The organism is Streptomyces sp. NPDC002403 (assembly GCF_053593015.1).
The window spans coordinates 1-24540 of sequence record NZ_JBSFBQ010000075.1; the positions used below are offsets into that span (position 1 = coordinate 1).

15 protein-coding genes, 1 tRNA gene, 1 pseudogene and 1 riboswitch are annotated in these 24540 nt (G+C 73.2%); of the genes and pseudogenes, 8 read left to right on the plus strand and 9 right to left on the minus strand.

The genetic code is table 11. The annotated features are described in order from the left end of the window. The 3 genes and pseudogenes from ACWCPY_RS39230 to ACWCPY_RS39240 form a co-directional block, all read right to left on the minus strand. Positions 1 to 241, minus strand: a pseudogene (locus ACWCPY_RS39230) (heme-binding protein); the annotation flags it as partial. A 218-nt stretch (positions 242 to 459) separates the two neighbouring features. Beyond that, positions 460 to 1848 (minus strand): FAD-binding oxidoreductase, encoded by a 1389-nt coding sequence (locus ACWCPY_RS39235; protein WP_451273367.1) that lies wholly within the window; start codon positions 1846 to 1848, stop codon positions 460 to 462. A 153-nt stretch (positions 1849 to 2001) separates the two neighbouring features. Then, positions 2002 to 2421 (minus strand): SHOCT domain-containing protein, encoded by a 420-nt coding sequence (locus tag ACWCPY_RS39240; RefSeq protein ID WP_451273369.1) that lies wholly within the window; start codon positions 2419 to 2421, stop codon positions 2002 to 2004. A gap of 161 nt (positions 2422 to 2582) precedes the next feature. Between ACWCPY_RS39240 and ACWCPY_RS39245 the strand changes: the two genes are divergently transcribed. The 6 genes from ACWCPY_RS39245 (at position 2583) to ACWCPY_RS39270 (ending at position 8246) form a co-directional block, all read left to right on the plus strand. Further along, positions 2583 to 2804, plus strand: a complete 222-nt coding sequence (locus ACWCPY_RS39245) for a hypothetical protein (protein ID WP_451273371.1) — start codon at positions 2583 to 2585, stop codon at positions 2802 to 2804. A gap of 52 nt (positions 2805 to 2856) precedes the next feature. Next, the gene (locus ACWCPY_RS39250; protein WP_451273373.1) at positions 2857 to 4068 is read left to right on the plus strand and encodes an SPFH domain-containing protein; all 1212 of its coding nucleotides are present in this window, start codon (positions 2857 to 2859) and stop codon (positions 4066 to 4068) included. Between the two features lie 76 nt (positions 4069 to 4144). After that, positions 4145 to 4218: transfer RNA gene (locus tag ACWCPY_RS39255), tRNA-Met, on the plus strand. Between the two features lie 179 nt (positions 4219 to 4397). After that, entirely contained in the window at positions 4398 to 5576 is a 1179-nt protein-coding gene (locus tag ACWCPY_RS39260; RefSeq protein ID WP_451273375.1) for a PP2C family protein-serine/threonine phosphatase, read from the plus strand. 271 nt (positions 5577 to 5847) lie between these two features. Continuing rightward, positions 5848 to 6000, plus strand: a riboswitch (cyclic di-AMP (ydaO/yuaA leader). A gap of 11 nt (positions 6001 to 6011) precedes the next feature. Then, positions 6012 to 7121 carry a M23 family metallopeptidase gene (locus tag ACWCPY_RS39265; protein WP_451273377.1) on the plus strand — a complete coding sequence of 370 codons (1110 nt, stop codon included), beginning with the start codon at positions 6012 to 6014 and terminating at the stop codon, positions 7119 to 7121. A 180-nt stretch (positions 7122 to 7301) separates the two neighbouring features. Continuing rightward, entirely contained in the window at positions 7302 to 8246 is a 945-nt protein-coding gene (locus ACWCPY_RS39270) for an aldo/keto reductase (protein ID WP_451273379.1), read from the plus strand. A gap of 9 nt (positions 8247 to 8255) precedes the next feature. Here the strand turns inward: ACWCPY_RS39270 and ACWCPY_RS39275 are convergent, their stop codons facing one another. From ACWCPY_RS39275 to ACWCPY_RS39290, 4 genes are all read right to left on the minus strand, one after another. Beyond that, the gene (locus ACWCPY_RS39275; protein WP_451273397.1) at positions 8256 to 9767 is read right to left on the minus strand and encodes a PrsW family intramembrane metalloprotease; all 1512 of its coding nucleotides are present in this window, start codon (positions 9765 to 9767) and stop codon (positions 8256 to 8258) included. Between the two features lie 86 nt (positions 9768 to 9853). Then, on the minus strand, positions 9854 to 10744 hold the full coding sequence (gene trmB / locus ACWCPY_RS39280; RefSeq protein ID WP_451273399.1) for a tRNA (guanosine(46)-N7)-methyltransferase TrmB: 891 nt from the start codon (positions 10742 to 10744) through the stop codon (positions 9854 to 9856). A gap of 4 nt (positions 10745 to 10748) precedes the next feature. After that, on the minus strand, positions 10749 to 12005 hold the full coding sequence (lhgO, locus tag ACWCPY_RS39285; RefSeq protein WP_451273381.1) for an L-2-hydroxyglutarate oxidase: 1257 nt from the start codon (positions 12003 to 12005) through the stop codon (positions 10749 to 10751). Between the two features lie 114 nt (positions 12006 to 12119). Continuing rightward, the gene (locus ACWCPY_RS39290; protein WP_451273383.1) at positions 12120 to 13826 is read right to left on the minus strand and encodes a sporulation protein; all 1707 of its coding nucleotides are present in this window, start codon (positions 13824 to 13826) and stop codon (positions 12120 to 12122) included. A 1185-nt stretch (positions 13827 to 15011) separates the two neighbouring features. Between ACWCPY_RS39290 and ACWCPY_RS39295 the strand changes: the two genes are divergently transcribed. Together ACWCPY_RS39295 and ACWCPY_RS39300 are read left to right on the plus strand one after the other, a co-directional pair. Beyond that, complete coding sequence (locus ACWCPY_RS39295; RefSeq protein ID WP_451273385.1) at positions 15012 to 17123, plus strand: asparagine synthase-related protein; 2112 nt, start codon at positions 15012 to 15014, stop codon at positions 17121 to 17123. A gap of 77 nt (positions 17124 to 17200) precedes the next feature. Continuing rightward, complete coding sequence (locus ACWCPY_RS39300) at positions 17201 to 20725, plus strand: ATP-binding protein (protein WP_451273387.1); 3525 nt, start codon at positions 17201 to 17203, stop codon at positions 20723 to 20725. On the opposite strand, the gene ACWCPY_RS39305 is transcribed toward ACWCPY_RS39300, so the two are convergent. Further along, entirely contained in the window at positions 20712 to 22721 is a 2010-nt protein-coding gene (locus ACWCPY_RS39305; RefSeq protein WP_451273389.1) for a sigma-70 family RNA polymerase sigma factor, read from the minus strand. The genes ACWCPY_RS39300 and ACWCPY_RS39305 overlap by 14 nt on opposite strands. 583 nt (positions 22722 to 23304) lie before the next feature. Beyond that, positions 23305 to 24258 carry a TetR/AcrR family transcriptional regulator gene (locus tag ACWCPY_RS39310; RefSeq protein ID WP_451273391.1) on the minus strand — a complete coding sequence of 318 codons (954 nt, stop codon included), beginning with the start codon at positions 24256 to 24258 and terminating at the stop codon, positions 23305 to 23307. Positions 24259 to 24540: the final 282 nt, after the last annotated feature.

Genomic DNA, 24540 nt, shown 5'->3' on the forward strand with positions numbered 1-24540 from the left:
AGACGCGCTGGTTCTCCTTCTTCGCGGCGTCCAGCGTCGCCTGGGCGGCCTTGGTCGCGGCGGCCAGCGTCAGGTGGGTGGTCTGCTGGAGGTTGCGGTTCGCGGCGTCGGCCTTGACGGCGGCTGCGGGCGCGGCGGCCGGGGCGGAGGCACTGGCGGAGGCGACCTGGAACGTACCGGCGACGGCGGCGGCGGCGACGGCGCCGGTCAGGACACGGGCGCGCAGCGACAGCTTCTTCATGGTGAACGACTCCTCGGGTTCGGCCAGGGGCTCGGCAGGTTCGGGAAGCTCTGCGTTTCCCGCTCTGCGTCCATCCTCGAACCGCATCCGGCCCGCACCGGTCGACCTGCGGGCTCCGTTCCCGGCCCTCGACGGAGGACGGCCGGGTCGGCCGATCGGATGATGCGGACGCCTTTTCCCGGGGTGGTGTTCCCGCGGACCCGCCCGGTACGCGCCGGTCAGGCGGCCGGCTCGATGTTCTGGTTGGCGCGGAAGAAGTTGTGCGGGTCGTAGGTCCGCTTGACGGCCGCGAGGCGGTCGTAGTGGTCGCGGTAGGTGGCGCGCACCCGGTCCGGGGTCTCGCCCGCGCCGATGAAGTTCACGTACGTACCGCCCATGGAGTACGGGTGCAGCTCCTCCCAGTAGTCGACGCACCACTGCCTGAGCTTCGCGGCGTTGTCCGGGTCCGGGTCGATGCCGGCGATGACGCCGGACCAGACCGCGTCCCGGTAGGCCCAGGCCGTGTCGTCCGGGCCGGGCCGGTGGGCGGCCGCGTCGACCGGGTACAGGTGCGTGGTCGACAGGGTGGTGGGGAGGTTCTCGGCGTACTTCGCGTGTACGTCGATGGCGTCGTCGGTGATCCGGTCGAAGAAGTTGCCCCGCCAGTACCACTGGAGACCGGCGGGGAGCAGTTCGTCGAACAGGGACTGCAGGGCGGTGTAGGGCATCGGAGCCATGAAGTGGAAGGCGGGCGGGCCGGGATCCTCGACGGGTCCGAGGGTGGCTCCGAGGAGTTCGGGGTCGCCCGTCCAGCACCACACCACACCGCACATCCTCTGGCCGTGGATCTCCTCCGGGAACGGCGGGCCGGACGGCACGGTGAGCGCGGCGAAGAAGCCGTTCAGGTCCTGGGGTGCCTGCGGCAGGAAGTCGCGGTACCAGCGCAGTACGTCCTTGATCCGGTCGACCGGCCAGACGGTGAGGGCGACGCCCACGGTGTCCACCGGGTGCAGCCGGAAGGTGAAGGAGGTGACGACGCCGAAGTTCCCGCCACCGCCGCGCAGCGCCCAGAAGAGGTCGGGGTGGCTGGTGCCGTCGGCCGTCACCGTGGTGCCGTCCGCCAGGACCACGTCCGCGGCCAGCAGATTGTCGATGGTCAGGCCGTATCTGCGGGTGAGGTGGCCGTGGCCGCCGCCCAGGGTGAGGCCGCCGACGCCGGTGGACGACAGGATTCCGGAGGGTGTGGCCAGCCGGAACGCGTGGGCGGCGTGGTCGAGGTCGCCGAGGGTGGTGCCGCCGCCGACCGTGGCGGTCCGTGCGCCGGGGTCGATGTGCGCCCAGCGCATCGGCGAGAGGTCGATGATGATGCCGTCGTCGACCAGGCACAGGCCCGCGCCGCTGTGCCCGCCGCCCCGGACCGCGAACGCGAGACCCTCGTCCCGGACGAAATCGACCGCCGCCATGACGTCCGCCGTGTCGGTGCAGCGCACCACCGCCGCCGGACGCTTGTCGATCATGGCGTTGTAGACGGTGCGGGCCCGGCGGTACTCCGGGTCCTGCGGGCCGATGACGGGGCCGCGCAGCGCCTTCCGCATCGCGTCCAGGTCCTTGAGCGTGGTGCCGTTCATGGCCGGGCCATCTCCTCGCGCTCCGAGATGGGGGCGCCGCCCCTCGGCCTCCCGCCGTGGCCGATGTCTCAAGCCTCCTCGGGGTCCTGGGGCCCTGCCAGTCCGCCGGACCGCGCGGAGCGGGGGATACGCGCCGCGCGGGGACGGGGCCGGTCAGACGAGGAGCTTCGTCTTCGCCCGCTGGTACTCCTCGTCCGTGATGGCACCCCGGTCCCTGAGTTCGGCGAGCTTCGCCAGGTCGTCGACGTGGCTGCCCTTCTTCGTGGCGTCGCCGCCGCCCGCGTCGGAGGTGCCGGCGGCTTCGCGCACGTACGCCTTGAAGGCCGCGTCGCGTTCCTGGGCCTCCTTGATGTCCCGCTTGCTCATGGACTTGCCGCGCACGATCACGTACACCAGCACGCCGATGTACGGCAGCAGCAGCGTCACGATCAGCCAGCCCGCCTTGCCCCAGCCGCTGAGGTCGTGGCTGCGGAAGATGTCCGTGATGACCTTGAACAGCAGGAACAGCCACATGACCCAGAGGAAGAACCAGAGCATGGTCCAGAAGAGGTCGAGCAACGTGTAGTCGTCCACGGATCGCTCCTCGGTCGGCGCGAGTTCATCGCGACGGCAGGTGACGGGTAAACCAGTCATACCATCACATATAGACGCTCGCTTGTTGTCGTTCTGGGCTGTTATGAGGTCTTCTGCGACGGTAGGTGCGGAGTACCGTGGAAACATCGAGGCGGTGGTGCATGCACAGGGCAGATGAGTCCGCCCGCAGCCCGGTCGGGGCGATCGGCCGTGTGACCGTGCCGATTCCGTCCGGTGGGCCGGGCGAAGTACTGGTGGCCGTACGGGGTGGGTCCGAGGCCTACACCGCATGGTCGGCGACGTCGATCGACAGGGACGCACGCGTCGTTGTCGTCGACTCGGTCTCGGCGCGCGGCGTGATCGTGGAACGCCTGCCGTCCTGAGCCGAAGCAGCGACGTACCCATGGAAGCAGGACATACGGCAGGAGTCTTCCGATGTTCTTCTGGCACGTTCCCGCCCCCAACGAGGCGATGCTCATATCCGGTTCCAAGGGACAGACCCTGGACACCCAGTTCCGGATCGTCACCGGGCACGGCAGTTTCGTCCTCCCGGTCAAGCAGAAGGCGCGCATGCTCTCCCTGGCGCTGCGCGAGGCGGAGATCACCGAGGACTGCGTGACGCAGCAGGGCATCCGCCTCAACGTCCGGGCCGTGGCCGTCTTCAAGGTCGGCGACGACGCCGTGTCCATCGCCAACGCGGCCCGCCGTTTCCTGACCGAGCAGGAGCAGATGGAGGAGCTCGTCGGGCGGATCTTCGCCGGGCACCTGCGTTCCATCGTCGGCGGGCTGACCGTGGAGCAGATCATCCGCGAGCGCAACCGGGTCTCCCAGGAGGTCATCGCGGGCAGCCACGGCGAGATGGAGAAGCTCGGCATCGTCGTGGACGCCCTCCAGATCCAGGAGATCGACGACGCCACCGGCTACATCAAGAACCTCGCGGCCCCGCACGCCGCCGCGGTCGCCAGCCAGGCCCGGATCGCCGAGGCCAAGGCCGACCAGGAAGCCAGCCAGCGCGAGCAGCAGGCCGCCGCGCTCAAGGCGGAGTACGAACGCGACACCGCGATCAAGCGGGCAGGCTTCCTCGCCGAGACCGAGCAGTACAACGCCCGCGCCGCCCAGGCCGGGCCGCTCGCCCAGGCCAGGGCCTCGCACGAGGTCATCGAGGAGCAGACCGCACTCGCCGAGCGGCAGGCCGCGCTCGCCGCGCAACGGCTGGAGGCGGAGGTCCGGCGCCCCGCGGACGCCGAGGCCTACCGGCAGCGCACCCTGGCGGAGGCGGCCCGTGACCGGGTGAAGTTCGAGGCCGACGGCAGCGCCTACACGGAGCGGACCCTCGCCCAGGCCCAGGCGGACGCCAACAGTGCGCGTGCCGCCTCGCTGCGTGACGGCAACCAGGAACTCATCGCGGCCAACCGCATCGTGGAGAACCTGCCCGCCCTGGCCGACGCGGCCGCCCGGGGCATGTCCGGTGCCGACCTCACCGTCCTCAACGGCACCAACGGTGTCAACGAGATGGCGGCGGGCGTCGTCGGCCAGGGGCTGGCGATCCTTCACGCGCTGCAGCGCGGCGCGAACCCGATGAAGCAGCCGGCGGTCGACGGGAAGGCCGCTTCCGCGCCCCGCATCTCCGGGACGAATCCGTCCTGAACCGGCCGGGGTGAGGGACCGGCGAACCCGAGTGGTCAAAAGAGCGCCGGAGATGCCGTAGAGTTGTGTTCACCGACGCGGGGTGGAGCAGCTCGGTAGCTCGCTGGGCTCATAACCCAGAGGTCGCAGGTTCAAATCCTGTCCCCGCTACTCAGAGAATCAGGCCCGGCACGCATGCAGCGTGCCGGGCCTGATTCGTTTCGCGCCGCGCCGCTTCGCGCGTCCCCCCAATGGCCGATGCGGAGTCGCCGTCCCTGTCCGCTCCGGTGAGCCTGGGGTGGGGCGCGGTGCCGTCCGCAGCCGCGCGCGTACCGGGCAGGAGACCACAGGTGTGGAAGCGGGAGAAGCGTCGCGGCCGGCACGCCGGGGGCGGTACCCGGCAGTTCGTGCGCGCGCTGCCCGCCCTGATGATTCTCGGCGGGCTGTTGTTCGACGCCCTCACCCCGGACACCTTCACCGCCATTCCGTTGTTCGTGGCCGCTCCGCTGATCGCCGCCCCCTTCTTCTCGCTGGCCAGCACCATCCGCACCGCTGTGGCCTCGATGCTGGCCGACATCGCGCTGCGGCTGTACAGCAATACGCTGCCGCAGGTCGTGCCGTTGATCGAGCTGCTCACCCTGGCCACCGTCTCGGTCCTCGCGGTGGTGATCAACGGGGTCGTACGGCGCAGCAACGAACAGCTGGCCTCGGCGCGGTTCATCGCGGAGACGGCCATGCGCGCGGTGCTGCCGCAGCCGGCCGACCGGATCGGCGGACTGCAGGTCGCGGCCCGGTACGAGGCGGCGCAGGCGGACGAGTTCGTCGGCGGTGATCTGTTCGCGGTGTCGGACACCCCGTGGGGGGTGCGGCTGGTGGTCGGGGACGTGCGGGGGAAGGGGCTCGAAACGGTGGAGACGGTGGCCGTGGCCATCGGGGCGTTCCGCGAGGCGGCCGAGCAGGAGTCCTCGCTGGCGGGGGTGGCGGGGCGGCTGGAGCGGGCGCTGGCCCGGGAGGAGGCGCGGCGGGGCGGGCTCGACGTGCTCGAAGGCTTCATCACCGCCGTGCTGGCCGAGATCCCGTCCGGGCTGTCCCGGGTGCGGATCGTCAACCGCGGTCACCCCGAGCCGATCCTGCTGCACCCGGACGGCGCGCTGGAGGTGCTCAAGCCCTCCGTGCCGGCGCTGCCGCTCGGGATGTCCCTGGGGGTGTGGCCGGAGCGGACGGACGAGTGGGATCTGCCGGCCGGGACGACCCTGCTCCTCTACACGGACGGGCTCTCCGAGGCGCGGGACACCGAGGGGGTGTTCTACGACCCGGCGGCCCGGCTGCGCGGGCGGATCTTCCCGGGGCCCGAGGAGCTGCTGTCCGCGCTGACCGATGACGTACGCCTGCACACGGGGGGCGAGACGACCGACGACATGGCGTTGCTCGCGGTCGTACGTCCCGGGCAGGGGCAGCCGGACCGGCGCAGGACCGTGCGGATCGTCGGCGCGGAGAAGGCGTCGGGCACGACGTCGGGGGCGAAGTGAGGGACGGCGCGTGGAGAAGGTGCGAGGGGCGGAGCGCGCGATGCCACCGTGCGTAATCGAAAGGCGCCGCTCCGCATAACGTTTGACGCAACGTCAGAAACAGGGTAGTGGCTGAAGGGCGGTCAACTCGCCCGATTGCAACCACTTGTGTCCCGTAAAGTCCAGGCCAAAGACGTGAACGATCAGTGGGAACAGCTTGGAATACGGCCCCGGTGTCTATTAACGTTCGATAACGCAGCGCGGTCGTCCCAGCCGTCGTCAGTGGCGGCACCGTGCGCGAGCGCCGAATTCCGCAAGGGAACCGGGGAACCACCTACATGGGGTGAATCGGACACCTGTGTCTCGTGAGAGACGGAGGGGCCCGTAGGAGACCTTCCTGCTCCGAACCCGTCAGCTAACCCGGTAGGCGAGAAGGAAGGAAAGGAGTGCGCCCCCGTGGCGTCCAACAAGCCTGCCCCCGAGGCCCCGTCCCGGTTCGATCCCGACTACGGCACCGGCTACGGCGCCGAGTTCACCGGAGAGTTCGGCGGCGACCTCCGCACCGACGGCAACAGCGTTGAGCCGGAACGCAGTCGGGACGAGTGGAACCCCACTGAGGAATCGGTTCGCCCGGTGCGCGGCAGGCACCGCGTCGCCAAGCAGCGCAACGGACTCGCCCGCAGCTCCACGGTGCTGGGTGTCGGCGTCATAGCGGCGGTCGGCGCGGGGGGCATGGCCACCGCGCAGGGCAAGCCCCCGGTCTCCATCTCCGTGCCCGACGCCATCACGGACAACCTCCCCGACGCCAAGTCGCTTCCCGGCGTGGGCTCCCTGTTCTCCGACGGGTCCGAGGCGGACAAGGCCGAGGTCGCGGCGGCCGACGCCCCGCTCACCACCGCCGGCATCACCACCGCCGAGGTCGAGCAGGGCACGACGGACGCGGGCGAGGCGCTCCGCGCCCGCATCCTCCAGCAGGCCGAGCAGCAGCAGGACGCCGCCGACGCCGAGGCCAAGGCGGCCCAGGAGAAGGAAGCCGCGGAGAAGGCCGCCGCCGAGGCCAAGAAGCAGCAGGACGAGGCCGAGGCCAAGGCGGCCGCCGAGAAGAAGAAGGCGGAGGAGGAGGCCAAGAAGAAGGCGGAAGCCCTGCGGCTCGCCAAGCTCGCCGCCAGCTACGCCATCCCGACCTCCTCGTACACCATCACCTCGACCTTCGGTCAGGCCGGTTCGATGTGGTCCTCCGGCTACCACACCGGCCTCGACTTCGCGGCTCCGACCGGCACCCCGATCAAGGCCATCCACGGCGGCACGGTCAAGTCGGCCGGCTGGTCCGGTTCGTACGGCTACCGCACGGTGCTGGAGCTCGACGACGGCACGGAGCTGTGGTTCTGCCACCAGTCCTCGATCGGCGTCAGCGTCGGCCAGAAGGTCACCACCGGCGAGACGATCGGCCGGGTCGGCGCGACCGGCAACGTGACCGGCCCGCACCTCCACCTGGAGGTCCACACCGCCGACGGCACGGGCATCGACCCGATGGCCTGGCTCCGCGGCAAGGGCCTCAACCCCTGAGGCGACGCCCGCCCCGATGAACCCCGGCAGCCCTGACGCTCACCCCCCGACGTCAGGGCTGCCGGTCTGTCGACAGGGCACGGAGGGCGGGCGCGCGGAGGGTGAGCCGGCCGCGACGGCCGACTCACCCGAATGCTGGAATCCGGAATAGTGGACGCACGGGAATTCGTTGATCCACTCATGACTTCTCTTCGCAGGCTGGGCTCCTCCGACCTTCAGGTATTCCCGCTCGCCCTCGGCGGCAACGTCTTCGGCTGGACCGCCGACGAGGCACAGTCGTTCGCCGTGCTGGACGCCTACACGGCAGCCGGAGGCAACTTCATCGACACCGCCGACGGCTACTCCGCGTGGGTTCCGGGCAACGAGGGCGGCGAGTCGGAGACGGTCATCGGCAAGTGGCTCGCCTCCCGCTCCGACCGCGATTCCGTCGTCGTCGCCACCAAGGTCTCCACCCACCCCTCGTACCGGGGGCTCGCGCCCGCCACCATCAAGGCCGCGGCCGAGGCCTCGCTGCGCCGGCTCGGCACGGACCACATCGACCTGTACTACACGCACTTCGACGACGAGACCGTCCCGGTCGAGGACATCATCACCGCCCTCGACCAGCTGGTGAAGGAGGGCAAGGTCCGGGAGATCGCCGCCTCCAACATCAGCCCCGAGCGGCTCCGTGCCTCCCTGGACTTCTCGGAGCGTGAGGGGCTGGCCCGCTACGTCGCCCTGCAGCCGCACTACAACCTGGTCTCCCGCGACACGTACGAGGGCGAACTCCAGGACACGGCCGCCCGCGCCGGGCTCGCCGCCGTGCCGTACTTCGCCCTGGCCTCCGGCTTCCTCACCGGCAAGTACCGTCCGGGCGTCACGGTGGAGAGCGCGCGGGCCGAGCGCGTCAGCGAGTACCGGGAATCGGAGCGGGGACAGAAGGTCCTGGCAGCCCTGGACAAGGTCGCCCAGGAGCAGGACGCGCAGATCGCGACCGTCGCCCTGGCCTGGCTCGCCTCCCGGCCGACCGTGGCCGCCCCGATCGCCTCGGCCCGCACGGTCGAGCAGCTGCCCGCGCTGGTGGCCGTCGCGGACCTCTCGCTGACCGAGCAGCAGCTGGCCGAGCTCACCGAGGCATCCGCCTGACGACAGGGCCTACCGCGGTGGCTGCTGCCGCGGCAGCAGGTACGGGTTGTAGCCGGGGCCGGGGCCGGGGCCGTTGCGGTGTCCGCCGTACTGCGGGTGCGGTGCCGGGGCCGGCCACGGGGGCGGCGGGTACGCGGGGCGCAGGCGGCCCGTCGCCTGGGCCGCGTAGTCCAGGGCGGGGGCTGCCACCTCCCTGCGTTGCCAGAGGTGGTGCAGCAGCTCCAGCTCGCGCTCGGCGAAGTCCGGGCCGGCCGTACCTCGGCGGGCCTGCAGACGCAGCGAGGCCAGCGAGGTCGCGAACGACTCGTACTCGGCGACGGCCCGGGCCGCCGCCTTCCCGTGGGCCTTCGCCGCGGCCTTGGCTCGGGCGGAGGGCACGGGGGCGGGGACGGGGCCGTACGGGCTCTGCCAGGTTCCCCGGGTCCCGACCGCGTACCGTCGGCGGGCCGCGTCGCGGGCCAGTCCGCGGGCCCGCATCGAGGAGAGGGCGAGCGGCTCCGCCGGGGTCAGCCAGCCGGCCGCCGCGTAGGCGGGCAGCTCGGCCGAGAGCGTACGCAGCTCCCGCACGCGCGACCAGATCGCCAGCCAGGTCACCAGGCCGAAGACCGGGACCATGAACACCCCGTACACGGCGTAGAAGCCGTAGGGGCTGAAGACCGCCGAACCGTTCCACAGCGAATGCATGCCCATGGCCAGGACGAGCCCGAGCAGCGGCAGCACGATCCGGCGGATGCGCCGGCGCCGTGGGGCGGCCGCGGCGAGTCCGAAGCCTATGCCGGTCAGCACCGTGAAGAGCGGGTGCGCGAACGGTGACATCACCGCCCGCACGAAGAACGTCGCGGCCGTCACCGACACGACGCCCGAGGTGCCGATCTGCTGATCCTCGCCGAAGGCGTTGCCGAGGTAGAGGATGTTCTCGGTGAAGGCGAAGCCGCTCGCGGTGATCCCGGCGATCACGACGCCGTCGACGATCCCGGTGAACTCCCGTCTTCGGAACAGGAAGATCAGCAGGACCGCGGCGGCCTTGGCGCTCTCCTCGACGACCGGCGCTATGACCGTGGCACCGAGGGTGTCGGCGTTCGACGGGTCGGCGGTGGCCGTGGCTATCCAGCGGGTGGCGAACGAATTCGCGAGGATCGCGACCAGGGCGGCGGCGAACGCACCCCAGGCGAAGGCGAACAGCACATTCCGCCAGGGGCCCGGATCGACCCGGTCCAGCCAGCGGAACGCCGCCATCAGGAGCGGCACGGGCAGCACGGCGAGACCGAGGCCCACGAGGAAGCCGTGGGTGCCCGTCTGGTCACGGACCAGGGCCAGGATCGCCAGACCGCAGAGCGCGAGCACCGTGAAGACGGCCGCGACGCGGAACGTCCGGCTGCGCCACACCATGCCGACGCGGCGCGGCCGGTAGCGCCAGTGCCGGCGCTCCGGCACGGCAGCCAGAATCTCGCCGACCCGCTGCTCCTCGAGGAGCGGGACGGCCGGCTGCGACTGCTGTTGCTGGACAGACCCGTCGGACACCACGCGATGACCCTAACCAGCGGCACTGACACCTGACCATGGGGCGCCCGGGGCCCCGCCACGGTCACCCGGGCCGCGCCCGCGTCTCAGCTGCGGGCGAAGAGCAGGTCGTGCACGACATGGCCCTTGTCCAGGCCCTGCCCCTCGAACCGGGTCAGCGGCCGGAACGCGGGGCGGGGCGCGTAGCCGCCGTCCGCCACGGTGTTCTCGAAGAGGGGGTGCGCGGTCAGCACCTCCAGCATCTGCTCGGCGTACGGCTCCCAGTCGGTCGCGCAGTGGATCACCGCGCCCGGCTTCAGCCGCTGTGCCACCAGATCGAGGAACTCCGGCTGGATCAGCCGCCGCTTGTGGTGGCGCTTCTTGGGCCACGGGTCGGGGAAGTACACCCGCAGCCCGTCCAGCGACTCCGGCTTCAGCATCTCGCGCAGGAGGATGATCGCGTCGCCGTTGGCCACCCGGACGTTGGACAGGCCGTTGCGGTCGGCGAGACCGAGCAGATTGCCCTGGCCGGGGGTGTGCACATCGACGGCGAGGATGCCCGTGCCCGGGTCGGCGGCGGCCATCTGCGCGGTGGCCTCGCCCATCCCGAAGCCGATCTCCAGCACGACCGGGAGCCCGTCGAAGAGCTCGGGCAGATCCAGGACGCGCTGCCCGTCGATGTCCAGGCCCCACTTCGGCCAGAGCCGCAGCAGGGCGTCCTCCTGGCCGGGCGTGACACGGCTGCGGCGCGGCTGGAAGCTGCGGATCCGGCGCTCGTGGTGCGAACCGGCCGGGTCGATGGCGGGCCCGCCCGGGAAGCGCGGCTCCTGGCGCAGCCGGCGCTGCCGCTCGAAGGAGGCGGCGCGCAGATCGTCCGGAATGCCGGCGGCGTCCGGAATCCCGGCAGCCGAGGGAATCCCGGCGGCGGACGGATTTCCGGCAGCGGGCGAGGAGAGGTTCTCGGAGGTCTTCCCGGGGAGACTCTCGGAGGGGTTCATGGGCTCAGACACAATGCCCCGATTCTACGGCGGGCGGCCTCCACCCCGTCTCCCGTGCCCGGAGCAGCGCCCTGCGTGCCACCTCCCGCCCGATGGGCAGCGAGGCCGTGGCGGCGGGCGACGGCGCGTTCAGCACGTGGACGGTGTGCGGGGCCTCGCGGATCAGGAAGTCGTCCACCAGGGTGCCGTCCCGCAGCACGGCCTGGGCCCTCACCCCCGCCGGGGCCGGTCTCAGATCGGCCTCCGTCACCTCGGGCAGCAGCCGCCGCACGGCCTGGGTGAACGCGTGCTTCGACAGCGAGCGGCGCACCTCGCCCGCCCCGTACCGCCAGTGTCTGCGCGCGATCCGCCAGGTGCCGGGCCAGGCCAGGGTGTCCGCCAGCTCGCGCGGGCGCACGACCGGCCAGCCGTACCCCTCGCGGGCCAGCGCCGGCACCGCGTTCGGCCCGACGTGGACGCTGCCGTCGTGGCCCCGGGTCAGATGGACCCCCAGGAACGGGAACGCCGGATCGGGCACCGGATAGACCAGGCCGCGCACCAGCTCCGGCCGCGCCAGCTCGTAGTACTCCCCGCGGAACGGCACGATCCGCATCCCCGGGTCGTCGCCCGCGAGCCGCGCCACCCGGTCGCAGTGCAGCCCCGCGCAGTTGACCAGCGCCCGGGCCCGCACCACCACGCCGTCCGCCGTGCGCACCGCCACGCCCCAGGGGCGCCGGTCGATCGCGGTGACCTCCGCCCCGTAGCGGATCACTCCGCCGGCGCCGCTCACCTCGGTGGCGAAGCGGGCCGCGACCGCCGCGAAGTCGCACACCCCGGTCGACCCGACCCGGATCGCGGCGAGGCCGCTGACCCGGGGTTCGTACTCGGTGATCTGGGCGGGGCCCAGCTCGCGCACCGGCAGCCCGTGCTGCCGGCCGCGCTGGACCAGGGCGTGCAGCCGGGGCAGCTCGGACCGCTCGGTCGCGACGATCAGCTTGCCGGTCACCGCGTGCGCGATGCCGTGTTCGGCGCAGAAGTCGACCATCTCGGCGGCACCGCGCACCGCGTAGCGGGCCTTGAGCGAGCCGGGGCGGTAGTAGATGCCGCTGTGGATCACTCCGCTGTTGCGTCCGGTCTGGTGCCGGGCCGGGCCCGGCTCCTTCTCCAGGACCGTCACCCGGGTGCCCGGAGCGGTGCGCGTGATCGCGTAGGCCGTCGACAGACCGACGATCCCGCCGCCGATCACCAGCACGTCGCAGTCGTACGCCGCGTGCGTCATCATCACGCCACCTCCCACCCCGATAGTGCACTGGCCCACTGACAACGCACTCAAACCAGTGCGGCCCAGCGTGGCGCCGAATCTTTACGGCCCGGCTCCCGGCACGTCGGATTCCGTCTACGCGGGCGCCACCAGGAGCGGCCTGGCCCGTTCGCGCAGCTCGGCGACGCGCGGCTCGTGCCCGTACGGTTCGAGCCGGTGCAGCAGATCCCGTACGTACTCCGTGGTCCGCGCCGAGGAGATGCGGCCCGCCACCTCCACCGCCCGGGTGCCCGCGGCGCAGGCGGCGTCCAGATTGCCCGACTCCAGCTCGGCCACCGCCGACACCACCAGCCGCAGCCCGTGCGAGCGGACGAACTCCTCGGTGGGCCTGGACAGCGCCTGCTCGGTGAAGCGCCGAACCTGCCGGGGCGCCTTGAGATCGAGGTGGCACTCCGCCGCGTCGGCCGCGAACCTGTCGTACGAGTAGAAGCCAAGCCAGGACGGGTCCCCGTCGCCGTCCCTGGAGCGCTCCAGCCAGCCCTCGGCGGCCTTCAGCGCGGAGCCCGCGGCGGCCGCGTCGTTCGCCTTGGCGTGGGCACGGGCCTCCACCAGGCGGAAGAAGCTCATGGTGCGGGCCGTGGCGAGGCCCCGGTTGCGTTCGACGGCGGCCTGCGCGAGGTCGACCCCTTCGTCGGCGAAGCCCCGGTAGGTGGCCTGCAGCGACATCGACGCGAGGACATAGCCGCCCAGCGGCACGTCGGCCGCCGCCCGCGCCAGGCGCAGCGCCTGGATGTAGTAGCGCTGTGCGGCCTCCTGCTGGCCGGTGTCGAAGGCCATCCACCCGGCGAGCCTGGTCAGCTCGGCGGCCGCGCCGAAGAGCGCCCGGCCGACCTCGTCGCTGTACGAGCCGAGCAGCAGCGGTGCCGCGTCCACCCGTAAACACTCCGGAACCATGGAGGAGCGCCAGTCCCCGCCGCCGTACTTGGAGTCCCAGCGCCGGGCGTCCTGGGCCGCCTCCCGCAGCTTGGAGACATCGCTGTGGCCCACCCGCAGCGGGGAGATGTCGCTGGGGGCGGTGACGGGGGCGGGCGGGGCCGCAGGCGCGGATTCGGGGCGTGGCTGGGCGGGGATGGAGGGCGCCTGCCGTGTGCCCAGTGCTCCCAGGGTGCCGAGCGCCGTCCGGGCCGCCTGTGCGGTCGGTACGGCCCGGTCGCCGGGGGCCGGCCGGGCCCCGGACGCCGGGGGAGTGACAGGCACCGGCTCCGTGGCCCCCGCCGCCCTGCCCGACGGGTCCTGCGCCCCCGCACCGCCCTGTGCGCCCCGTGCGCCCCGGGTGTCGAGGGCGGTCGCTCCGATCGCCGTCGCGTCCCGTGCCACCGTCGCGTCGGCGGGGGATATCAGCCAGCGGGACGCGGGGGTCGCGTACGCGCTCACCGAGAACGAACCCGCGAGCGACTGCCAGATCCCCCCGCCGCCCGCCCGCCGCCCGGCCAGATCCAGCCGGTAGAGCTCGGTCGCCGAGCGGACCGCCTCGCCCACGTCGCGCGGGAAGGCCAGCCCGACCTCCGGCGCCGGATCGGCGTCCGCGAGCCCGATCTCGTGCAGCGGGACCGGCCGGCCGAGCTTGGCGCCGATCGCCGCGGCGATGAGATGGGGCGCGGCGCCCTGCGGCACCATGCCCTTGGCGACCCACCGGGCCACCGAGGTCTTGTCGTACCGAAGTGTCAGACCGCGCTGCGCCCCGAGGTCGTTGACCCGCCGGGCGAGCCCGGCATTGCTGATTCCCGCGAGGGCGAGAACGGTTCCGAGCTTCTCGTTCGGTCCGCGTTGCTCCCTGGACATGCGCCACCCCTCGACACACAGACAGCCGCCGCGTCACCGTTGCGGCGCGCGGCATTCGTACCGTGTCCTCCCCAGCGACGGACCCCGGCACTCCGGCCGCACACGCATATGGCCGAGCCCCGAGGAATATGCCTCCTGCAGAGAACCTCAGTAAACCCAGCGTAGTTCGCCGCATCCCTACCGTTAAGGGGCAGACGTCCGTATGGCGGGATTGTTGTCCGTGCCGACACGGGCGGCGGCAGGGGCGCGGACCGGGCGCCGGCCAAAGGCGGTTCGGAGAGGATCCGCGAGCGGTCCGGACGCAGGGTGGACCGGGCCCGCGAAGCCGCTCGACGGCGCACGGGAACAGCACGTGGAAGCCCTGTTCGTACGTGGTGCCGGCACCCGCGCGCGCAGCCCCGTACGTGCTCCTGGTGTGTGGCCGTGCGCCCGGCCGTGCGCTCTCGTCCGGCCGTTTCGGAAGCGTTTCCATGGGTGCTGCGTGGGTCGGCCCACTGCACAGAACTCAGTGGGCTGGGGGACACTGCCGCCTCATTCCCCGCAGGCGGCGGACCGGTCCGGGAGGTGGAGGACGCCTCCCGGACTGTGCGTCGGCGGTCCCGGTGGAGGCCGGTCGTGGCCGCCCGGGGCCCCAGGAGGCATTCGGGAGGATTCTGGGAATCAAGTGGGGCGAAAGTGGACTTCTGATGCGGTGAGTTGACCGGCGCGTGGTTGCGACCTGCTCTGAGAATGGCCGAATGTCGTCGGTCGCCCGAGGTTGGGCCGTCCGTTTCGCGGACATCTCGCCGACCGTCCGGCAGTCGCCCCTCGACGGCTCGCGGACGGCCCCTGGGCGATTCCCGGGTGGCTGGATTTCGGCCGGTTGATCCGGCCCGTACGGGGAACTCAACACGCCCGGTGCGTAGGTCAGTTGACGAGCGGGGTGTCCGGTGCGGGCCGTGCGCGGCCCCGTTGCGCCTCAAGAGCCGCCCGGTGCGCAGTCGCCCGTGCCGGGTCCGGCCTCCTGCCGGTCTCCCGCTCCGCCCGGCCTTTGCCAGGGGCGCATGCCCTTCCGACGTGCGCCCTACGTAGCCCCTCCTGTGCGCCGTTGTCGTGGCAGCATGTTCGCAACGGCGCCGCGCGTTACCGGAGTTCTCCCGCTACCGTCCCGCTGCGCCGTTTTGTCCACAGCCTGTGGAGGCGGCGATGCGTTGGTTGGTGGGGTGGAGCAGTATCGCCGCGAGCTTCGGCACGGCCGGTGCAGTCGGCCCCAGCGACGAGGGCCGAACGATGCACCCCGTGGGCTCCCAACTCCTGTGGGGCGATCCCGATCCGCTCTGGGCCGTGGGCGACTGGCGCCCCGACGAGATCCGGATCACCACGGTCGAGACCACCGAGGGCGCGCCCACCGCCCGGATGGCCGTCCTCGGCTGCTGCAGCGCCACCGACGAACAGCTGCGCTCCGGCCTCCTCGCCGCCCGCGGCGGCGCCCTGCGCCACCTCACCTCCTGGCCCGGCAGCTATACGACCGTCGTCCAGATCGGCCGCCGGATCACCGTCATCGGGGACCTCGCCGGTGCCCGCCCCGTCTTCTACACGCCCTGGGCGGGCGGCACGGCGTACGCCACCGCCGCGCTCCCGCTCGCCGACCTCATCGAGGCCCAGCTGGACATCGGCCACCTGGCCGCCCTGCTCGCTTGCCCCGAGACCCCGGAGGCGCTGCGCGACGGCACCCCGTACGCCGGCGTGAAACGCATCCCGCCGGGCCACGCGCTCATCCTCCGCGAGGGCTCGCGCGAGATCACCGGTTACGAGGCGGTGGCCTCCCTCGCCGTCGCCGCACCCCAGCTCGACCCGGTCAGCGCCGTCGACGGCGTACGCGACGCGCTGGTCGAAGCGGTACGCGCCAGACTCCTGGCCCCGCGCCACGCGCCCGAGACCCTGCCGCCCGACCCCGGCCCTGTCCCCGGCATGGGCCCCGCCGAGCGGCGCGCCGCCCGCGGCGCACCGGTCCCCGGCATCGGCGCCGACCTGTCCGGAGGCAGCGCCTCCGCCACCCTCGCCCTGCTCGCCGCCGGACTCCCGGGCCTGCCCGGCACCCTCCTCGGCCACCGCGCGGAAGCGGGGGAGCGGCTGCTCGCCGTCACCCTCAACGACCTCACCGCGCACGGACACGAGGACGAACTCGAACGCGCCCGCGTCATCGCCGCCAACCCGCGCCTGCACCATGTGGTCGTCGCGGCCGGGGAGGAGGCCCTGCCCTACGCCGACCTGGGCGGCGGCCCGCTCACCGACGAACCCGCCCCCTCGCTCGTCGTCGCCGAGCGCCACCGCCGGCGCCTCGCGTCGGGCAGCGCCGACCACTTCGTCGGCGGCGGCGCCCGGCAGGTCCTCGACGCCCACCCGGCCCGACTGGCAGACCTGCTGATGGACCGTCGCCGACGCCATCTGCTGCGCCCGGTCGCCGCGCTCGCCAAGGCGGAGGGCCCGAGCGCGCACTCCCTGTTCGTGCCGCTCACCGTCTACCGCGCGGCCCGCCGGCTGTCCCGTACCTCGTACCGCACCGGCCTGGAAGCGGCGGCCGACCGGCTGCCGGACGCCAACCGGAACGCCCCCGACCTCGACACCCCCGCCGACGCCTCGCTGGCCGCCCTCGCCTGGTCACGGCCCGGCCCCGCCGCCCGCTGGCTCACCGGGGAGGCGCTCGCCGAGGTGTCGGTCCGGCTCCAGGAGGCGGCCGTCCGCCCCGTGTCCGTCCAGCGCCCCGGCGAGGCCCGCGCCAGGGCGGCCCTGGCCCGGTACGCCGCCGACCACCGGATCCTGGAGCAGGCCGCCGAGAACCGCAGCCAGCGGCTGCACGCCCCGTACCTCGACAACCAGGTCGTACGCGCCGCCCGCGCGCTCCCCGAATCGCTCCGGGTACAGCCGGGTGCCCGCGCCGCGATCCTGCGCCGGGTACTCGCCGGCGCGGGTGTCCACGAACTGCCGCCGGGCTGGGGAACGCCCTCCCTCGCCACGTCGAACGCGACCGCCCGCACCGGTCTGCGCACCGCCCTCCCGGAGCTGATCGCCCTCTTCGACGCCCCGCTGCTGGCCGACGCGGGCCTGGTCGAGGCACGCGTCGTACGCAAGGCCCTGCGCGCGGCCTCCGAGGGCGAACCGCTCCCGCTGGACGGCCTCGCGCACCTGGCGTCCACCGAGCTCTGGCTCCGCCGCCTCGTGTCGCGGCGCGGCACCTGCTGGACGGGCACGGCGGCGCCCCGCCAGCGCGCGGTCGCGGGCGGAGTCGTCCCGGCCAGGCGGACGCTGCAACGGTAGGCGCGGGGGTGCGACGGCCGCTGCGGCGCGCGCCGAGGCGTGGGGCGCTCGCCGCGGGCGCGGGACACAATGGCCCGGTGCGGTATCTGATCCTGGGCGTCACCGAGGCGCGAGACGAGAACGGCACCGCCCTGTCCGTGAGCGGTACGCGGCTGCGCGCTCTCCTCGCCGCCCTCGCGCTGCGCGCCGGACGCGCCGTCCCCGTCGCCGATCTGGTCGACGACGTATGGGCCGCCGACCCCCCGCACGACGCCCCCGCCGCGCTCCAGGCCCTGGTGGGCCGGCTGCGCCGGGTGCTGGGCAGGGACGCGGTCGCGAGTACCCAGGGGGGCTACCGCCTGACGGCCGGGCCCGAGGAGATCGACCTGTACGTCTTCGAGCGGCTCTCCCGCCAGGGGGCCGAGGAGCTCGACGCCGGCGACCCCGCGACCGCGGCACGCACTCTCCGTACCGCGCTCGCCCTGTGGCGCGGCCCCGCGCTGGCCGATCTGCCCGACCGGGACCACGGCCACGGCCTGCGCCCCGAAGGCCACCGCCTGGCCTCGCTGGAACGCCGCATCGAGGCCGACCTGCGGTGCGCGGTGACGGGACGGGACAGCGGCGCGGGCCCGGACGCGGGGCCCCGGACCCTGGTGCCCGAGCTCATGGAGCTGACGACCGCCCACCCGTACGACGAACGCTTCCGCGTCCAGCTGATCCGCGCCCTGCGCGCCGAGGGCCGTCAGGCCGACGCGCTGGCCGCCTACGAGGACGCCCGCCGTGCCCTCGCCGACGGTCTCGGAGCCGACCCCGGGCCGGAACTGATCGCGCTGCACCGGGAGTTGCTCGCCCCGCCGCAGCTGCCGTCCGGGCCGGTGGCGATGCGCCCGCAGCGTCCGCTCGACGCGTCCGGCCCCGCCGTCGGGCACGGCAATCTGCGGCCCCGGCTGACCTCGTTCGTCGGGCGCGAGCCGGAACTGCGGTCCATACGCGCCGATCTGACCCGTTCCCGCCTGGTCACCCTCACCGGCCCCGGTGGCTCCGGGAAGACCCGGCTGGCCGAGGAGGCCGCCGCCGCGCACGGCGGGCAACCGGCCGGCCCGGAAGCCTGGATAGCCGAACTCGCTTCCGTGGACGATCCCGTCGACGTACCCGGAGCCGTGCTCTCCGCCCTCGGGTTGCGCGAGACCGCCCTCCTCCGTGACAGCAACCGCGACGGACAGCCGCCGCGCACCGACCCGACCGACCTTCTCGTCGAGCACCTGGCGCACTGCTCCCGCATCCGCCCCTTCCTGCTCATCCTGGACAACTGCGAGCACGTCATAGAGGCGGCCGCGACCCTCGCCGAGACCCTGCTCACCCACTGCCCGCAGCTGCGCGTCCTCGCCACCAGCCGCGAACCCCTCGGCGTGCCCGGCGAATCCGTACGCCCCGTCGGCCCGCTCCCGGCCGACCCCGCCCACCGGCTGTTCGCCGAGCGCGCCCGCGCCGTACGCCCCGACTTCGACCCCGGGCAGGAGTCCGGGCGCGACGCGGAGGCCGTGGCCGAGATCTGCCGACGGCTCGACGGGCAGCCGCTCGCCATCGAGCTCGCCGCCGCCCGGCTGCGGATGCTCAGCCCGCGTCAGATCGCGGACCGGCTCGACGACCGCTTTCTCCTGCTGACCGGCGGGAGCCGGACCGTACTGCCGCGCCAGCAGACGCTGCGTGCCGTCGTCGACTGGTCCTGGGACCTGCTGGACGAGGACGAACGCACGGCGCTGCGGCAGATCTCCGTCTTCGCGGGCGGCTGGGACCTGCGGGCCGCCGAAGCCGTCGTCACACCAGGGGCCCCCGCACCTGGAACGCCCGGAGCCGGCACACCCGGAACACCCGGAGCGGACCCCGCCGGAGCCGCGTCCTGCGGGCCCGTCCCCGCCCGGCTCTCCACCGCCGACCTGATCGGCGCCCTCGTCGACAAGTCCCTCGTCGTCGCGGCCCCGACCGCCACCGGCGAGATGCGCTACCGCCTCCTGGAGACCATCCACGAGTACGCCACCGAACGCGCCGCCGAGGTCCCGGAGACACGTGCCGCCGCCGCGAGCGCGCACACCGCGTACTTCCTCGCGCTCGTCGAGCGGGCCGAGCCCCGCATCCGCTCCGGCGACCAGCTGCCCTGGATCGAACGCCTGGAGACGGACCTCGACAACATCCGGGCCGCCCTCCACCGGACCGTCGTCACCGGCCCGTCCGAGGCGGAGGCCGTACGGCTGGTTCTCGGCATGGGGTGGTTCTGGTGGCTGCGCAACTTCCGCTCCGAGGGCCTCACCTGGGCCGAACGTGCCGTGGCGCTGGGCCCGGAGCCGGCCGACGCCGACGATCCCCGCTACTGGCCGCGCATGCATCTGGAGATGCTGCGGTACTTCCTCGCCGTGGAGGCCGGGCCTGCCGAGGCCGTCCACGGTGACGATCGCTTCCGGGCCGTGATGGACCGGGTGGCCGAGGCGTTCAGGTCCTCGGGACCGCAGTCCGCCCGCTTCCCGGGCATGCTCTGGCCGATGGCCCTGTTCGTGACCCGGACGACCACCGAGACGCACGCGCTGATCGACTCGGTGGTCGACAACGCCCGTACCCACGGCGGCGCCTGGGAGTACTGCCTCGCCCTGATGTTCCGTACCCACATGGTCGTCGACATGCCGGGCGGCATGCCCGGGGTCGACGCCGATCTCGCGGAACTGCGCGAGCTCAGCCGCCGCGTCGGCGACCGCTGGATCCGCGCGCAGGTGGCGAGCGCGGCCGCGGAGGCGAGCGTGATGCGCGGACGGTTCCCGCAGGCCCGGACGGCGTACGAGGAGGCGCTGCTGCTGGCCCGTGAGGTCGGCGCGCATGCCGAGGCACCGTTCCTCCTGGCCCGCCTCGCGGAACTCGCCTACCGGATCGGTGACATGGCGGAGTTCGAGCGGACCCTGACCATGGCGGAGCGCGAGGCGGACCGCTACCAGGTGCACGACGCCCGCGCCTACATCCATTTCCTGCGCGCCACGGCGGCCCTGGAGCGGGGGGAGATCGATCGGGCACGGCAGTTGGTCACCGAGGCGGCGCACGCGATCGGGCGGGGCAGCCCGCCGTCGCACTTCAGCGCCGTGGTCGAGGGGCTGGCCGCCCGGATCGCGGTGCACGAGCCGGGACCCGGCCGTGGTCCGGCGGCGGGTGTGCGCGGCCTGACGGCGGCACTCCGCGGGGCACGGGACGCGCAGTGCGCCGAGCTCGTCACCGGGCATCTGGCGGACTGCGTGGCGGCCGTGCTGCCGAAGGTGGGCCACCACCGGGCCGCGGTACGGATCCTGGCGGCGGCGGACGGCTGGCGCCTGTTCGGCCCCAGGACCGAGGCGCAACAGGCCGAGGTGGACGGGGCCGAGCGGCAGGCGCGCGAGGAGCTGGGGCCTCAGCTGTACGAGGCCGAGCGCGCCGCGGGCCGCGCGCTGACCCTCGACGACGTCGTCGAGCTCCTGACCCGCATCACCGAGGAGCTCCCGGAGGCGCCGGGGGGCGAGGACCTCCTGGGCCGCGCGGACGCTCCGGCCCACGCGGAACCGCCGGGGTTCACCTCCGGCCTCACCCCGGACCGGCTCACCGGCAACTGATCGTCGAGTTCGCCCAGTCGGCGAGGGCCATGACGCCACCGTGCCGGGCGCGCTCGACCACCAGCCGGATGCGCTCCTGGCCGGCGATACCGACGCCCACCGGCACGGCCGGGTCGTTGCCGTTCATCACGGGGGACTGCCACAGCCGTGCCCCGTCGCCGTTGAAGACGGAGAAGCGCACCGAGCCGAGCCCCATCGTCATGTCGTCGATCCCGACCATCGCCTCGTACCGCGTGCACTCCTTGTTCAGCTGGATGGTGACCGAGGAATTGCTGTTGACGGTGACCCCGTGCGCGTACGTCGTGCCGCCGACCGACACACCGGAGCGCTGCCAGACCCAGCTGCTCTCACCGAGCACCACCTCCGGTTCGATGTGGTCGCCCAGGAGTGAGTATCCGAGTTCGCTGACCTGGTAGACGGTCGGCGCGGGAGACGGCGGGGTCGGTGTCGGCGTCGGGGTGGGCGTCGGTTCCGGCTTGGGAGTCGGCGCGGGCGGCGTCGGCTCGGGAGCGGGTTTCGGGGGCGGTGTCGGGGTGGGCGTCGGCTCGGGCTCGGGGGACGGCGGCGGTGTGGGTGTCCGGGGCGCGGGCGGAGCCGGCGGAGCGGGCTCAGGTGCGGACGGCTTCGGTGCGGACGGCTTCGGCGCGGGCGGCTTCGGCTCGGGCGGCGGTGTCGGGGCCGGGGGCGCCACGACGGCGGGTTTCGCCACATGCTTGGCCTCGGGCTTCGGCTGGTCGTCGCCGACCAGCGCCCAGGCGAGTCCGGCCGCCGCGGCCACGACGACCGCGGCCGCGATACCGGCCTTCGCCGGGGCACCGAGCCCCTCCGAGGCCGCGGCACCACCGGCCGAACCTCCGGTGGAACCGCCCCCGGACGCCGCCGCGGCGGCACCCGCGCCCGCGGCTCCCGCCGCGCCACCGGCGACGACTCCGGCGGCCTTGAGCGTGTACCCGGCGGCGAACCAGCCGATGACCGCGACCGGCAGCAGCGCGGGAATCCCGGCGTTGACATGGGCCAGCTCGCCCGCGGCGAGCCGGCACTTCGAGCACTCCTCCAGATGCCCGCGCAGGCCGCGCTCGGCCCGCATGCGGAGCCCGCCGCGGGCGTACGCGCCGAGCCGGTCGGCGTAGCGCGCGCAGTCGCCGCCCGTGGTGAGCGCCTGGCTCACATGCGCCTGCAGATAGGCCTGCTTGAGGCCCTCACGGGCCCGGCTGGCCAGCACTGCCGTGGCATTGGCGGTCAGCCCGAAGAGCGGGGCGATCTCGCTGGGCGACTCCTCCTCGACGGTGGTGTGCCACAGCACGGCCTGCCAGCGCTCCGGCAGGCTGCGGAACGCCTGCATGGCCATCGACTGATCGGCCTCGTGCATCGCCAGCACATCGGCACCGAGGTCGAGCGTGTCCGCGTCCGACACCTGGGAGGTCCGGGCCGCCTGCGCGGCGAACACCGCGAAGTCGTCGACCAGCTGCTCCCGCTTCGCGGTCCTGGTCCAGGCGGCGCCGACGTGGCGGACGGCCGTCATGAGGTAGGCCCGTACGGCCTCCTCGGGCCCCTTGCCGCGGCGTACCGCCTGCAGGGTGCGGGCGAAGACCTCGGCCGTCAGGTCGTCGGCCGTGTGGGCGTCCCGGCAGCAGCTGCGCGCGTAGCGCCGCACCGCGTCGGAGTGGCGCCGGAAGAGCTCCTCGTACGCGAGGTCGTCGCCGTCCCGCATCTGCCGGATCAGATCGGCGTCGGAGGGCGCGTCGCCCGAGGCATCGGTGGCGCCGGTGCTGCCGCCCTCCCGCTGCATCGGCACCGCGGCGTCGGCCCCGGAGCCGGGATCGGCCGATGCCGACCACGGACCCGGCAGTACGGTGCCGCCCTCGGCGTCACCGCTCGACCGGCCCGGTCCGGCCTGACTCGGCACCTGCCGGGCGGAGAGCCCACCGTTCTCCGCCACACCGCCCACGGCGGAGACGTCGTCGAACGACTCTTCCTGCTGCCCGTCACCGCTCATCGCGGTAGCCCCCGTATGCGCTGTCGGACCCGAACTTCGGGCAAGAGTGCCACATGGCGCAATCACGACGGACCCTCAGCCCCCGCAACCACTCATCCGGGGCGTTTTTCCGAATGTGAGTACTAACGGCCATTCGTTCGGGGAAAGCTCGACAATCTCTTCTGCGAGGCCGAGTCGGAGCCGCGGTACGCGATTCGGGCGCGACAGGCGTGCGGCTGGAGGGCGATGCGGGTTTCGGTGGCGGTCGAGACGTTCGCGGACGCCGGTCCCGGCAGCCGGACGGATGATGACGGGCTGTAGACCGAGACCCCATCAAAACGGGCCACATCGGCCAACGCGAACGGAAGCGGGCTCAGCGGGTCGACAGCACGCCCGCGCGCAGGCAGTGCATGGGCGCAGCGGCAGTACACGCCACCGCGCCCACGCATCCCGAGAATCTCGCGGAACGCGGGAATCAGCAGGCCCTACAGGCCCCGCAGACCCACAGGGCCCTCGGGTCCATGGAGCCCTCGGGCCCTGCGGAGCCTTCAGGTCCCATGGAGCCCTCGGGTCCCACAGATCCCGCAGGTCCCGCAGGCTCCGCTCAGGCGGCCGGCCGGGAGCGCAGTCCCTCCAGCAGGATGTCCAGGAGCCGGCTCGAAGCGGCGGCCTGCTGGGCGGCGTCCGGCAGCGAAGGTGCCGCCGTCGCTATCACCAGCAGTACGTCCGCGACCGTCACGTCGCGGCGCAGTTCACCGGCCGCCCGTGCCCGGTCCACCAGACGGCCGACCACTTCCAGCAGCTCACCGGCTCCCGCGTCGTCGTCCTCGACACCGGTCTCCGCGGTGGGCCGATCGTCGGCCGGCCGGAGGTCGGCCTGGCCGGCGCCCTGGCGCTGCTGGGGCACCCGGGCCTCGTCCCGGCCACTGCCCGAAACCGGTGCGGAGCCCGGTGCGGACCCCGATACGGCCGCCGCCGAACCATCGCCACCGCCGTCGCCGTCACCGATGCCATCGGAATCGACGTCGACGCCGACCCGCAGCACCTGGGGCGGCAGCAGCCGCCCCGCGCCGGAGGCCACGGACGTCCGCAGGAAGCGCGACAGCGCCGACCACGGCTCGTCCTCCTGGCCGAGCGCGGTCCGGGCCTGGTCCGTCAGCCGGGAGGTCTCCTCCTCGGCTATCCGCCGGACCAGCACGTCCTTGCTCGGGAACCGCCGGTACACCGTGCCGACCCCGACCCGGGCGCGACGCGCCACGTCCTCCATCGGAGCCCCGTATCCCAGCTCCCCGAACACCTCGCGCGCGGCCCGCAGGACATGTTCCAGATTGCGCTGAGCGTCCACGCGGAGCGGAGCCGTACGGCCGTTGGCGCCGACTGTCCCGGCTGCTCCGGTCGCGCCGTTCGTCCCGTTCACCCCGACCGTGACGACCGGGCTCGCCGTCGACGCCGCTCCGACCGCTCCGGCCGTGCCGACCGCTCCGTTTCGTCCCGTTCCGTCGGACGAATGGGACGAAACCGCGGCAGCGGTCGGCCAATGAGAATCCTGAATGTGCATAACTGTTCCCCCGGTTATGACGTCTCCCCCCGGAGACTTCCCGCCGTTTGAGCCAGGGAGCGGATCGTGGTCCCCACCCGACACCCCGGCGACATACGAACATAGTTGAGCCCGGCTCAATTCAGAAGGGGGTAGTTCCGCATGGAGCGCCCCCCGATCGGAGCAAGGACCGGTTGGTCACTGATTCGACCCCCGCCCACGGCCCCCACCCCGACCCCTGACCTGCACGGCTTGCGCACCACCGCCGAGCCCCGCGGCAACCGCCCGCCCAAAACCTCCGGT

Excerpts from the sequence above, each read along its gene's own strand:
- ACWCPY_RS39235 (WP_451273367.1), bottom strand. The coding sequence starts at position 1,848 with ATGAACGGCACCACGCTCAAGGACCTGGACGCGATGCGGAAGGCGCTG.
- ACWCPY_RS39245 (WP_451273371.1), top strand. The coding sequence starts at position 2,583 with ATGCACAGGGCAGATGAGTCCGCCCGCAGCCCGGTCGGGGCGATCGGC.
- ACWCPY_RS39250 (WP_451273373.1), top strand. The coding sequence starts at position 2,857 with ATGTTCTTCTGGCACGTTCCCGCCCCCAACGAGGCGATGCTCATATCC.
- ACWCPY_RS39270 (WP_451273379.1), top strand. The coding sequence starts at position 7,302 with ATGACTTCTCTTCGCAGGCTGGGCTCCTCCGACCTTCAGGTATTCCCG.
- trmB (WP_451273399.1), bottom strand. The coding sequence starts at position 10,744 with ATGAACCCCTCCGAGAGTCTCCCCGGGAAGACCTCCGAGAACCTCTCC.
- lhgO (WP_451273381.1), bottom strand. The coding sequence starts at position 12,005 with ATGATGACGCACGCGGCGTACGACTGCGACGTGCTGGTGATCGGCGGC.
- ACWCPY_RS39290 (WP_451273383.1), bottom strand. The coding sequence starts at position 13,826 with ATGTCCAGGGAGCAACGCGGACCGAACGAGAAGCTCGGAACCGTTCTC.
- ACWCPY_RS39295 (WP_451273385.1), top strand. The coding sequence starts at position 15,012 with ATGCGTTGGTTGGTGGGGTGGAGCAGTATCGCCGCGAGCTTCGGCACG.
- ACWCPY_RS39305 (WP_451273389.1), bottom strand. The coding sequence starts at position 22,721 with ATGAGCGGTGACGGGCAGCAGGAAGAGTCGTTCGACGACGTCTCCGCC.
- ACWCPY_RS39310 (WP_451273391.1), bottom strand. The coding sequence starts at position 24,258 with ATGCACATTCAGGATTCTCATTGGCCGACCGCTGCCGCGGTTTCGTCC.